General features: G+C 68.4%; 11 protein-coding genes. 5 read left to right on the forward strand and 6 right to left on the reverse strand.

Features of this window, described 5'->3' with window-relative positions; all coding sequences use genetic code 11:
* The first annotated feature begins 42 nt into the window (after nucleotides 1-42).
* A complete protein-coding gene (locus LL06_RS08405) occupies nucleotides 43-2,031 on the forward strand; it encodes an FAD-dependent oxidoreductase (protein WP_035524881.1) in 1,989 nt (662 codons plus the stop codon).
* On the opposite strand, the gene rirA is transcribed toward LL06_RS08405, so the two are convergent.
* A complete protein-coding gene (rirA, locus tag LL06_RS08410; protein ID WP_035524884.1) occupies nucleotides 2,028-2,477 on the reverse strand; it encodes an iron-responsive transcriptional regulator RirA in 450 nt (149 codons plus the stop codon). The two genes, LL06_RS08405 and rirA, sit on opposite strands and share 4 nt — an antisense overlap.
* Before the next feature lie 133 nt (nucleotides 2,478-2,610).
* On the opposite strand from rirA, the gene LL06_RS08415 reads away from it, so the two are divergent.
* Nucleotides 2,611-3,792, forward strand: coding sequence for a serine hydrolase (locus LL06_RS08415; protein WP_035524887.1), 1,182 nt, complete (start codon nucleotides 2,611-2,613; stop codon nucleotides 3,790-3,792).
* Between the two features lie 7 nt (nucleotides 3,793-3,799).
* Here the strand turns inward: LL06_RS08415 and LL06_RS08420 are convergent, their stop codons facing one another.
* The 5 genes from LL06_RS08420 to LL06_RS08440 all read right to left on the reverse strand — a co-directional run bounded on the left by LL06_RS08420 (nucleotide 3,800) and on the right by LL06_RS08440 (nucleotide 9,252).
* On the reverse strand, nucleotides 3,800-4,969 hold the full coding sequence (locus tag LL06_RS08420) for an Mrp/NBP35 family ATP-binding protein (RefSeq protein WP_035524890.1): 1,170 nt from the start codon (nucleotides 4,967-4,969) through the stop codon (nucleotides 3,800-3,802).
* 95 nt (nucleotides 4,970-5,064) lie between these two features.
* On the reverse strand, nucleotides 5,065-6,099 hold the full coding sequence (locus LL06_RS08425; RefSeq protein ID WP_035524892.1) for an AbrB family transcriptional regulator: 1,035 nt from the start codon (nucleotides 6,097-6,099) through the stop codon (nucleotides 5,065-5,067).
* A 107-nt stretch (nucleotides 6,100-6,206) separates the two neighbouring features.
* A complete protein-coding gene (locus LL06_RS08430; RefSeq protein ID WP_035524895.1) occupies nucleotides 6,207-7,742 on the reverse strand; it encodes a tripartite tricarboxylate transporter permease in 1,536 nt (511 codons plus the stop codon).
* Between the two features lie 9 nt (nucleotides 7,743-7,751).
* On the reverse strand, nucleotides 7,752-8,183 hold the full coding sequence (locus LL06_RS08435) for a tripartite tricarboxylate transporter TctB family protein (RefSeq protein WP_035524897.1): 432 nt from the start codon (nucleotides 8,181-8,183) through the stop codon (nucleotides 7,752-7,754).
* A gap of 85 nt (nucleotides 8,184-8,268) precedes the next feature.
* Nucleotides 8,269-9,252 carry a tripartite tricarboxylate transporter substrate-binding protein gene (locus LL06_RS08440; RefSeq protein WP_035524934.1) on the reverse strand — a complete coding sequence of 328 codons (984 nt, stop codon included), beginning with the start codon at nucleotides 9,250-9,252 and terminating at the stop codon, nucleotides 8,269-8,271.
* Nucleotides 9,253-9,368: 116 nt separating this feature from the next.
* On the opposite strand from LL06_RS08440, the gene LL06_RS08445 reads away from it, so the two are divergent.
* The 3 genes from LL06_RS08445 to LL06_RS08455 all read left to right on the forward strand — a co-directional run.
* Entirely contained in the window at nucleotides 9,369-10,055 is a 687-nt protein-coding gene (locus LL06_RS08445) for a response regulator transcription factor (RefSeq protein ID WP_035524899.1), read from the forward strand.
* Entirely contained in the window at nucleotides 10,052-11,479 is a 1,428-nt protein-coding gene (locus tag LL06_RS08450) for a sensor histidine kinase (RefSeq protein WP_052161319.1), read from the forward strand. Before LL06_RS08445 ends, LL06_RS08450 begins: the two co-directional genes overlap by 4 nt.
* Nucleotides 11,476-12,473: extracellular solute-binding protein (locus LL06_RS08455; RefSeq protein WP_035524901.1), on the forward strand; the 998-nt coding region annotated here is incomplete at its 3' end. The genes LL06_RS08450 and LL06_RS08455, both read left to right, overlap by 4 nt.

A 12,473-nucleotide genomic window follows, 5' to 3' on the forward strand; every position in this document is an offset into this window, starting at 1 on the left:
GATAGGATCGGGCTCCGCATGCTTGTCCAGGGAGGGTCATCGATGACCGCGCGTCGCTTCACCAGATTGTTCTCGCCGGTCGATCTGCGCGGCCACGTCTTGCGCAACCGCATCGTCTTCGGCGCCCACACCACCAACATGGCGGTCGGGGGCCTGCCCACCGAGCGCCATGCCGCCTATTACGCGGAGCGCGCCCTGGGCGGGGCGGCGATGGTGGTGGTCGAGCCGATGCCGGTGCATGCGGCCGCGGTGCTTACGCGCGGCAATTTCCGCCACGGCGACGACGCGGTGATCCCGCATTTCCGCAAGGTCACCGATGCCATCAAGGAGCACGGCGCGGTCGCCATCCAGCAGCTCTACCACATCGGCAGCCACGGCGATCAGGACAACGCCTTCCATCCCGCCTGGTCGCCCTCGGGCATGCCGAGCTACCACGACAGCGACGGCTCGCACGCGATGACCGAGGCGGAGATCGAGGAAACCATCACCGGCTTCGTCGAGGCGGCGCGGCGCTGCCGGGACGCAGGCTTCGACGGGGTCGAGATCTGGGCCGCCTATCACGGCCTGGTCGACCAGTTCTGGACGCCCTGGTCGAACCACCGCGACGACAGATGGGGCGGCAGCCTCGAGAACCGCACCCGCTTCTCCCGCGAGATCCTCGCCCGCATCCGCAAGACCTGCGGCGAGGATTTCATCATCGGCCTCGCCGTCAACGACGAGCCCGACGTCCAGGTGGCGCTGCAGCGCGAGGCGATCGCCGAGATCATCGAGCGCCACGACCGGGCTGAGATGATCGACTATGTCACCTGCGGCTCGGGCAGCTATTTCGACTTCTACAAGCTGATGCCGACCTTCCTCTATCCCGAGAAGCTCGGCGCGGATCTGGCGGCCACGCTCAAGGGCGTGGTCCGGCATGCGCTGGTCACCGCCGAAAGCCATATCCGCACGCCCGACAACGGTGAGACCGTGCTCGGCCAGGGACAGGCCGACCTGGTGTCGATCGTGCGCGGCCAGATCGCCGATCCGCACCTCGCCAACAAGGCGCGCGAGGGTCGCGCCGAGGACATCCGCGGCTGCCTGTCCTGCAACCAGATGTGCTGGGGCCGGCGCTCGCGCGACTACTGGATCTCCTGCGTGGTCAATCCCTCCACCGGCCGCGAGGCCGAATGGGGCGGCGACCGCTTCACCCCTGCCCCCAGGCGCAAATCCGTGCTGGTGGTGGGCGGCGGGCCGGCGGGGCTCGAGGCCGCCCGCGTCAGCGCCGAGCGCGGCCACCGGGTGGTGCTGGCCGAAGCCTCGAGCCAGCTCGGCGGCGCGTACCGGCTGGCGGGCCTGCAGCCGCGCCGCGCCCAGATCACCGATCTGATCGACTGGTACGAACGGCAGTTGATGAAGCTGCAGGTCGAGATCCGGCTCAACGCCTATCTGGACGCCGACGAGGTGATCGCCGAAGCCGCCGACGAGATCATCCTCGCCACCGGCTCGCTGCCGCCCGAAACCGGGTTCCAGAAGGCGATGCCGCATCTCGTCACCCTCCCCGGCCTCGAAAACGGCGGCGTGCATTCGACCGAAGAGATCATGGCGCGGCAGGCAAGGCCGGGCAAGCGGGTCATCGTGCTCGACGAGGGCGGCAACTGGAAGGGCTGCGGCACCGCCTGGAAGCTCGCCGAGGACGGCCACGAGGTGACGCTGGTGACGCCCGACCCGATGGTCGGCAAGGAGCTGCAGCGCACCACGGCCGACTTTCCGCTGCGCCGGACGCTGGCCGGGCTCGGCGTCAGGTTCATCGTCGAAAGCGCGATCACAGGCTGGTCGGGGACATCCGTCACCGTGCAGTCGTTCCTGGACGGCGGTGAAACCGAGGTCGCGGCCGATACGCTGGTCTTCGCCACCGCCAACCGGGCGGAGAACTCTCTGGCGCTGGCGCTTCTTGAGCGCGGCGTGCAGTTCAGGGAAATCGGCGACGGCGCCGCGCCGCGGCAGGCGCCCTATGCCATCTATGACGGCCGCAGGGCCGGCCTGGAGCTCTAGGCGGCGGGCTTTTCCTCGAGGCCGAGCAGGAAGTTGATCGAGGGCCGCGCCTTGACCAGGTCGTCGATCGAATAAGTCGACAGCACGTCGAAGAAGGCGCCCAGCGCCTTGCGCAGCGCCGCGTTCAATCCGCACGAATCAACCAGCGGGCATTCGGTCGCGTCGTTCTCGAAGCATTCGGCCATGGCGAAGCCGTCCTCGGTCACCTTGACCACGTCGAGCAGCGTGATCCTGTCGGCGGCGCGGCCGAGCCTGATGCCGCCATTGCGCCCGCGCACCGATTCGATCAGGCCGGATTTCGTCAATGGCTGCAGGATCTTGAACAGGAACAATTCGGACACCGAATAGGCCTTGGCGATGTCGCCGATGCGGCTCAGCGGCGCATCATTGGCCGCGCAATACATCAAGATGCGCACCGCGTAGTTGGTTTGACGTGTCAACCGCATTTTCTTGCTCCGGTCCTCAGGCTGCGCTTCCAATCGGAAGTCCTACCAGTTTAGAATGCTTCTAGAAAAAGGAAACCCTTTCATTCAAGTTTTTCTTGCGGCTCAATCCCGGGCCGCCAAACCGAGGTAAAGCATGACACGCATCACCAGTTTTTCGGCAGTCAACGGTTTCCCGCGCGAGGAGATCGATCTCGCCAACTGGCGCACCCGCCCCTACAGCTTCTGGTCCTTCCGCCATGTGTCGGAGATGGTGCGCTCCGCCCGGATCGGATCCGGCGGCGGCGCAGCACTCCCCGCCCCCGTTGACAATCCGGAGCTATTGTCGCGCCGGGCATCGCCGGGTGCAAGTGCCAGCGTCCTGGACCTGCTCACCCTGAGCCAGGCGGACAGCTTCATCGTGTCGAAAAACGGATCGATCGTCTGCGAGTGGCACGCGACGGGCGTCGACCGCGAGGACCCGCATCTGGTGTTTTCCATCTCCAAGTCCATCACCGCGCTGGTGGCGGGCCTTCTTCAGGACCAGGGCATGCTCGATCCTTCCGCCACGGTCGGCTCGATCGTTCCCGAAGCGGCGAAAAGCGCCTATGCCGACGCCACGGTGCAGCAACTGCTCGACATGCGCGTGAGCCTCGATTTCGACGAATCCTACCTCTCCCAGGAAGCCTATGCCCGCTACCGGCGGGCGATGTCCTGGAACCCGCCCTCGCCCGAGGGCAAGGACCAGGCGATGCTCGCCTTCCTGTGCGGCCTGCAGAAGGCGGCGCACGCGCATGGCGGCCTGCACACCTATCTCTCGCCCAATTCCGACATGCTCGGCATCGTGCTCGAACGGCTGACCGGCGAGCGCTTCCCGGACCTGTGCTCGAGGCTGCTCTGGCGGCCGCTCGGCGCCACCGCCGACGCCTTCATCACGGTCGACCCCGAGGGCGCGCCGCGCACCGCCGGCGGCGTCTCCTGCCGTCCGCACGATTTGCTGGCGCTCGGCCAGATGCTGGTCGACGGCGGCATGGCGCAGGGGCGCCGGATCGTCTCCGAGCGCTGGATCGCCGACATGCGGCAAAACGGCGACGAAGACGCCTGGGCCCGCGGCTCGCAGGCGGTGTTTCTCACCCATGGCCGCTACCGCAACAACTGGTATCAGGTGGGCGGCGGCTCGAACGCCTTCCTCGCCGCAGGCATCCACGGCCAGTTCCTCTATTGCGACCCGGACACCGGCACCGTGATCGCCTGCACCTCGTCGCAGCACGAACCCCAGGACGACGCGCGCGACAAGGCCCTGCTCGGCCTCTTCGCGACGCTGAGCCGGGACGCCTGATCCGCGCCTATTCGAAGACGATGTCCGGCATCGTCCGCGCCCCGTCTCCGGAAAGCTCTTCCAGGCGGGCGCGGACCCTGGCCGCGATCTCGAGATAGACCTTGGCGTGCGGCCCGTCCGGGGCCGTGGCCACCACCGGACGCCCCGCATCGGACGTCTCGCGGATCGGCATCGCCAGGGGCACCTCGCCCAGGAACGGCGCCCCGATGCGGGTGGCCTCGTCGCGGGCGCCGCCATGGCCGAAGATATCGTGGCGGCCGCCGCAATCGGGGCAGATGAAATAGCTCATGTTCTCGACGATGCCGAGCACCGGCACATTGACCTTGTTGAACATGTTGAGGCCCTTGCGGGCGTCGATCAGCGCCAGATCCTGCGGCGTCGACACGATCACCGCGCCCGCGAGCGGCACGTTCTGCGCCATGGTGAGCTGCGCGTCGCCGGTGCCGGGCGGCATGTCGACCACCAGCACGTCGAGCTCGCCCCAGGCCACTTCGCGCAGCATCTGGTTGAGCGCCGACATCACCATCGGGCCGCGCCAGATCATCGGCGTGTCTTCCTCGACCATGAAGCCCATCGACATGACCTTGAGCCCGTAATTCTCCATGGGCTTGAGCATCCGGCCCTCGAGCTGTTCCGGCCGTCCGGAAATGCCCAGGAGCCGCGGCATCGACGGGCCGTAGATGTCGGCGTCGAGCACGCCCACCTTCCATCCCGTCGCCTGCAGCCCGAGTGCCAGGTTGACCGCCGTCGTCGACTTGCCGACGCCGCCTTTGCCGGAGGCCACCGCGATGATGGTGGTGATCCCGGGAACGCCGATCTTGGCCCGGCCCTGCGGCTGCGCCGGTTGCGCGGGCGCATGCGAATGATAATGGGCAGGCGCTGCACGCGGGGGCGCCGGCCGGGGCGGCGCGGCAGGAGACGATCCGGGTTCGCGGCTCGCCGTCAGCGCCACCATGGCGCCCTGGACGCCGGGGATGGTCTTGGCCGCCCGCTCGGCGGCCTCGCGCAGAGGTTCAAGCTCCTGGGCGCGCGCGGCGGGAACCGTCAGCGAGAAATAGACCTTGGCGTCGGCGATGAAGATCTCGGAGACGAGGCCGAGATCGACGATATTGCCCTCGAGATCCGGCCCCTTGACCGATTTCAGCTTGGCCAGGACATCTTCCTTGGTAACGCTCACATCGCACTCCGCACTTTGTCGTTTCGGAAACCCCCACATAGTGCAGGCGGCGTCCCAATAAAATGCCGCATACAGGAAAAAGCGTCCGAACGCGATCAATCGCGCCGGCCGCGCAGCAGGAACACCGGCACGATCGCCGTCAGCATCAGCAGGCGCGCCACGTGGTGGGACGCGACGAAGGTCGGGTCGATGCCGAGAATCACCGACATCGCCGCCATGGTCTCGAGCCCGCCCGGCGCGAAGGCGATCAGGATGGCGATCAGGTCCATGCCGGTGATCAGGTGGGCGACGAGCGCGAAAGCGCCGGCGAGGATGACGCCGAGCACCGTGACCATGATCCCGGCGCTGAAGGCCCGGCGCAGCTCGAGCCAGGTGACGCCCGAGAAGCGCGATCCGATCAGCCCGCCGAGCGCGACGAAGGCCGCCGCCGCCAGCCAGTACCACATCACGCCGCTGACCAGCCCGGTGACATGGGCGACGATCGAGACCAGCATGCCGCCGATCAGGAAGGCCGCGGGTATCCTGAGGCGCTGCAGCAGGTAGCCCGCGACGGCACCGGCGAGGATCATGGCGATGAGTGGGAGCGCCGCGGTTTCGGGCCGCGCGGCGGCGGCGGCCTGGTCGGGGATCTGCCCGGCCAGCGTGACGGCGACCGGCACCAGCAGCGTCAGCGCCAGCACGCGGATCGACTGGACGATGCTGACCGTCTTGAGATCGGCCTTCACCCCCTCGCTCAGTCCCAGCACATAGCTCAGATGCCCGGGCGAGGAGGAGAGGAACGCGGTCAGCGGATCCATCGCCCAGAACCGCATCAGCACCGCCCGGGTCACGAAGACGATGGCGAACAGGCTTGCGGCCAGCGCGGCAAGCGTCACCGGCCAGGTGCGCATGGCGCCGAACACCTCCGGCGTGACGCCCTGCCCGATGCTCAAGCCGAGAATGACGAACACCGCGTCGCGCGCCCGCTGCGGCAGCGCCGCGGTCCTGACCCCGGCGAGGCCGACGAGCGTCACGGCAATCGCCGGGCCGGTGAGGAACGGCGCGGGGAAGCCCGCCGCATAGGTCAGCGCGGCGCCCAGGACGCCGATGCAGAAGGTGATCACCGGGGCCTGCCAGGAACCCTTGGCCATCCTGTTGAACTCCCTTTCACGCGTGGTCGAAGACATGCCCGCCGCGGGATCGGGCCCGCGGCGGGCAGCCTAGTCGGTGATCCCCGGCCTTGCCAGCCGCTCCGTCGTCAATCCGGATCCGCCTCGCTGTCGGCGCGCGGCAGCTTGGACCGGAAGAAGCGGCCGCCGATGATCGGCAGGATGAAGCCGAAGAAGGCGAACGCCCACAGCCCGATCGCCAGCGGCGACGAAACCAGCGCGCTCCAGTCGCCGTCCGAGATGGTCATGGCGCGGCGCATGTTGGCCTCCATCTGGTTGCCCAGGAGCACGCCGAGGATGACCGGCACCAGCGGCACGTCGAGCTTGCGCAACAGCCAGCCGAGCACGCCGAAGCCCACCATCACCATCAGGTCGAAGGTCGAGCCGGAGATGCCGTAGATGCCGACGAAGGAGATCATCGCCACCGCCGGCATCAGGTAACGCGGCGGCACGAGCAGCACGCGGACGAACAGGCTGACCATCGGAATGTTCATCACCAGCAGCATGATATTGCCGATGAACAGCGCCGCGATCAGCCCCCAGACCACATCCGGGTTGTTGGTGAACAGAAGCGGCCCCGGCGTGATGTTGAGCGCGAGCAGCATGGCGAGCAGCACCGCCGTGGTGCCTGATCCCGGCACGCCGAGCGCCAGCATCGGCACCAGCGCGCCGCCGGCGGCGGCGTTGTTGCCGGCCTCGGGCGCGGCCACCCCGCGCGGATCGCCTGTGCCGAAGGTGTTGTGCTTGTCGACCAGCCGCTTTTCCACCGAATAGGCGATGAACGAGCCGAGCGAGGCACCCGCGCCCGGCAGCACGCCGGCGATGAAGCCCAGAACCGTGCCCCGGGCCATGGTCGGCGCCGTCTGCTTGAGCATCGACATCGGCGGCATCAGACGGCCGAGCTTGATGCCCGAGGCGTCGCCCGTGGCCTTGGTGGTGCCGCGGTGCTCGAGGAAGATGAACACTTCCGACAGCGCGAACAGGCCGACGATCGCCACCAGGAAATCGATGCCGTCATAGAGATGCACCTCGCCGAAGGAGAAGCGCGGCACGCCGGTCTGGCCGTCCACCCCGATCATGGCGATGCCGAGGCCGAGGCCCGCGGCCAGCGCGGCCTTGGCCTGGTTGCGGCTGGCGATGCCGCCGAGCGTGGCGAAGGCCAGCGCGAACAGGGCGAAATACTCGGCCGGGCCGAACAGCAGCGCCACCTTGACCAGTTGCGGCGCCAGGAACACCAGGCCCCAGGTGGCGAAGAAGGCGCCGACGAAGGAGGCGATGCCCGACAGCGCCAGCGCCTCGCCGGCCATGCCCTTCTTGGCCATCGGGTAGCCATCGAGCGTGGTCATCAGCGCCGGCTCGTCGCCGGGAATGTTGAGCAGGATCGAGGAGATGCGGCCGCCATACATGGCGCCGTAATAGACGCTGGTGAGCAGGATCAGCGCCGGCGTCGCCGGCAGGCCGAGGGTGAAGGCGAGCGGGATGAGGATCGCCACGCCGTTCGACGGCCCAAGCCCCGGCAGCGCGCCGATGATGGTGCCGAGAAAACAGCCGATCAGCGCCAGGCCCAGGTTCTGGAACGTGAGCGCGATGGAGAATCCGTCTGCGAGTGCGTTTAATGTGTCCATGACCCTGCCTCAGAAGCCCCAGGGGCCGCGCGCAAGCGACAGGCCCAGGATAAGATGGAAAACGACATAGATGCCGACGGAGATGACGATCCCGGCGATGGCCGCCTTGACCGGCGGCGTTCCCAGCCGCCAGGACAGGTAGCTCGCGGCAACCGCCGTGGAGACGACGAAGCCCGCCGTCGGCAGCGCATAGGCATAGGCGATCATCACCGCGATGGTCAGCCCCACCTCGAACAGCCGTGCGAACTCGGGCCATTCCGGCTCTTCGTCGGGCTTCAGGAAGATCGCCAGGCTCGACAGGCCGACCAGCACCCCGATGATGATCGGGAATGTCTTGGGACCGACGGGATCGGAAATGAAGCTTTCCTTGATCAGCGTCGCCTGCCAGATGAAAAATACTGCCAACAGGAGGCCCAGGCCTCCCAATATCCGGTCGCTCATCGCGCTCCCCCTCAATGGTCCGGCTCCCGCCGGAAAGGCAAAGTCTCCGCCCGCGGGCGGGCGGAGACGAGACGGCGGATCAGGATTACTGGATCAGCCCGATTTCCTTGGAGATTGCCTCGATCGAGGCGACCGATTCGGCCACGAAGGCCTGGAACTCGGCGCCGCGCAGGTCGAGCGGGGCGATGCCGTTCTGGGCCATCACGTCCTTCCACTCGGCGCTGTCATAGACCGTACCGATGGCGTTGACCCAGTAGTCATAGGCCTCGTCCGACATGCCGCCGGGGCCGTAGAACCCGCGCCAGTTGGCGCCGATCGCGTCGATGCCCTGCTCGCGGGCGGTCGGGAATGAGGCGAAATCGCCTTCCAGACGCTCGGGCGCGAGCACGGCGAGCACCTTGATGTCGCCCGAATCGACGAAGCCCTTGGCTTCCGACGCGTCGCCGGTGAAGGCCTGGACCGAGCCGCCGAGGAGCTGGGTGACCGCCTCGCCGCCGCCGTCGAAGGCGACATACTTGATGGTGCGGACATCGTCGATGCCGGCCTTCTTGGCGGCGATCAGCACCTTGAGGTGATCCCAGCCGCCGACCGCGGAGCCGCCGGCGATGGAGACCGAGGACGGATCCTTCTTGATCATGTCCATGAGCTCGGGCAGCGTGTTGATGGGCGAATCCTTGGCGACGGCGACGATGCCGTAATCCGCGCCGACGGCGGCCAGCCAGCGCACCTGGTCCATGGTGTTGCCCGGGAACGCGCCCTGGGCGAGCCGGGTCGAGGTGGCCGAGGAGGCCGCAACGATCAGGTTGCCCGCGTCATTGCGCTTGTTGATGACTTCGGCATAGGCGACGCCGCCGCCGCCGCCGGCCATGTTGACGACCTGCATGGTGCCGGGGATGAGCTTGAGGTCCTGCAGCGCCTTGCCGACCTGGCGGCAGGTGAAGTCCCAGCCGCCGCCGGGATTGGCCGGCGCGATACACTCGGTCGCGCCCGGATCGAAGGCGTGGGATGCGGCCGTGAGCGACACGACGGCAACAGCGGTCGCGGCAAGCCGCGTGACAAAATTCTTCATGATTTCCTCCACAATGATCAAGCCGCCTTTCCTCAAAGGCGGAATGGTGGCTATGCTAGCGCAAAAAGCTGTCAACAAGCTGTCAGCCCGATGTTTGGGGACGGGAGGAGTTGCCCATGCATTTTCTGGTCGTCGAGGACACCGCCGACGTCGCCGAAGCCATCACCGAGCGGCTGGGGCGCGGCGGGCATGCCTGCGACCGCGCGGCCTCGCTCGAAGACGCAAGGCATTTCGCCGCCACCTCGGCCTATGATCTGGTGATCCTCGACATCAACCTGCCCGACGGCTCCGGGCTGGATTTCCTGCGGTGGCTGCGGCAGCGCAAGGACGCCGTGCCGGTGCTGGTCCTGACGGCGCGGCTCGCCATCGACGACAAGATCGGCGCGCTCGATTTCGGCGCCGACGACTACATGGTCAAGCCCTTCGACCTCGGCGAACTCGAAGCCCGGGTGCGGGCCATCGTGCGGCGCCGCACCGGCGAGGCGGGCGCGACGCTGTCGGCCGGCAATCTCGATTTCGACATGGCCACGCGCCGGGCGACCGTGGCCGGCGAGGCGCTGCAACTGACCCCGCGCGAGCAGCTTCTGCTGGAGATCTTCCTCATCAACAAGGGCCGGGTGCTGGAGAAGGACGAGCTGGTGATGCGGCTGTTCGGCATGGACACCGACGCCGGGCCCAACGCCATCGAGCTTTATGTCGGCCGGCTGCGCCGCAAGCTCGCCGGCGCCGGCCTCGAGATCCGGACCCTGCGCGGCCTGGGCTACCAGGCGCAGGCCACGACCCCCGGCACGGTCGCCCCGTGAGCGTCTCCCTGCCGGACCTCGTCGGCGGCCGCTCCCGCTCCATCGCCTGGCGGCTGACGCTGCTGCTGACCCTGCTGCTCACCATCGCGGCGGCGGGGACGCTGGCCGCGGCGCTGAGCTACGGCCAGACCGCGGCCACCCGCGCCTTCGACCGGCTCCTGACCGGCGCCGCCCTGCAGATCGCCGAGCGCATCAGCGTCGAGGAAGGCGAGACGGTCATCGACATTCCGCTCTCGGCCTTCGGCCTGCTGTCGCTGGCATCGGAGGACCGGATCTTCTACCGCATCATCGGCCCGGGCGGCGAGACGCTTACCGGCGACGAGAGCTTTCCCCTGCCCGACGCCCGGGGCGCCACCGCCGCACCGCTCCTCTATGACACCGAGTTTTCCGGCGAAGCGGTGCGCGCGATCCGCATGCAGCGGTTCCTGGCGGAACGCGCGGTGCGCGGGCCGATCACCGTCATCGTCGCGCAGACGCTCCGCGCCCGCTCCGAACTCGCCAACGAGATCGTTGCCCGGGCCGTCATCGGCGTGATCATTGCCGGCGCCATCACCCTGGCGCTGGCGCTGCTGGCCATGCACCTGGCGCTGAGCCCGCTCCGGCGCGTCGAGCGCGCCATCCTCGCCCGCGACCCCAAGGACCTCACCCCCTTCTCGACGACGACCCCGCGCGAGGTCGAGGCGCTGGTGGCCGCCATCAACCGCTTCATGGCCCGGCTCGACAAGCGAGTCGGCGCCATGCAGGATTTCGTCGCCGACGCGGCGCACCAGATGCGCACGCCGATCACCGCGTTGCGCGCCCAGACCGAACTCGCCATGGAGGAGGAGGATCCGCGCAAGCTCAGGACCCTGCAGCGGCGCATCCGCGACCGGGCCATCGGCGTGAGCCGGCTGACCGACCAACTCCTGTCGCACGCGCTGGTGACGCATCGCGCCGATTCGGCGACGCTCGAGCGGATCGACCTGAGGCGCGTGGCGGTGGAGGCCGAGCGCGAGGCGCGCCGCACCGGCGGCGCCGACGGCATCGAACTCGATCTGCCCTCCGACCCGGTGATGGTGACGGGCGACGCCTTCAGCCTGCGCGAAGCCGCGCGCAACCTGATCACCAACGCATTGGCGCACGGCAAGCCGCCGGTGGTGCTGCGCGTGAGCCTGACCGCGGACACCAAGGCGCTGATCGCGGCGCATGATTCCGGCCCCGGCATGAGCGCCGGCCAGTTGCAGCGGATCGGCGAGCGCTTCGCCCGTGACGCCGCCAATCCGCAGAGCGCCGGGCTCGGCCTGGCGATCGTGGCCGAAGTCGCCGGCTTCCATCAGGGCGCGATCCGCACCGCGGCGGATGCGGCCTCGGGCTTCTGGGTCGGCGTCGAACTGCCGCTGGCCGAACCCGCCCCTGTGTCAGCCAAGGCGGAGACCGCAGCATGATTCTTTCAAGGCGCCTGGCGGCGGCGGCCGCGATCCTCCTCATCCTTGGCGGTCGCGCGACAGCCGAGGAAACCGTCACAAGGTTCGCGGCGGGCGACGGCGAGGCCGGCGAACTGGTCATCGCCAGCGTCACCGACATCGATTTCATGCAGCCGCTGATTTCGGCGTTCCAGCAGATCCATCCCGGCGTCTCCGTCACCTATGTCGAGGACACGTCCAACAGTCTCGACGCCAGCGTCTCGCGCGCCTGCGCCGACCGCAAATTCTTCGCCGATCTGGTGATCTCCTCCTCGATCGCCCAGCAGGTGCGGCTGGTCAATGGCGGCTGCGCCCGCGAGATCGGCGGGCCGGTGCTCTCCAGCCTGCCGGCCTGGGCGCAGTGGCGCGGGGAGCTGATCGGGCTCACCTACGAGCCCGCCGTGATGGTCTACAACAAAGCGGCCTTCGCCGCCGACGGCCCGCCCCGCAGCCGCTTCGACCTCATCGACCTGATGCGGCAGTCGGGCGCGCTGAACGGCCGCATCGCCACCTACGACATCGAGGAATCCGGCGTGGGCTACCTCTTCGCCTTCCAGGATTCGACCGAGGCCAGCACCTGGGGACGGCTGATCGAGGGCTTTGGCCGCAACAGCGTCGCCACCTTCTGCTGCAGCTCGGAGGTGATCGACCGGGTGGCCGACGGACGCGCCTTTGTGGGCTACAACGTGCTGGGCTCCTATGCCCGCTCGCGCGCAGCGAAAGACGACCGCATCGGCGTCGTCCTGCCCACGGACTACACTCTGGTGCTGGCGCGCGCCGGCTATATTCCGCGCGAGGCCCGCAACGCCGCTGCCGCCCGCGCGTTCCTGGAGCTCGCCCTGTCCGAGCGGGGGCGCACCATCCTCGACGGCGAGACCCACCTGCTCACGCCGCTGAGCGGCCCGTCCGCGCTTGCCGGCCTGAGCGGCGGCGAAGAGCCTGCGTTCCGCCCGATCCCGCTGTCGCCGGCGCTGCT

It is taken from the genome of Hoeflea sp. BAL378 (assembly GCF_000759435.1).
Classification (GTDB): domain Bacteria; phylum Pseudomonadota; class Alphaproteobacteria; order Rhizobiales; family Rhizobiaceae; genus Hoeflea.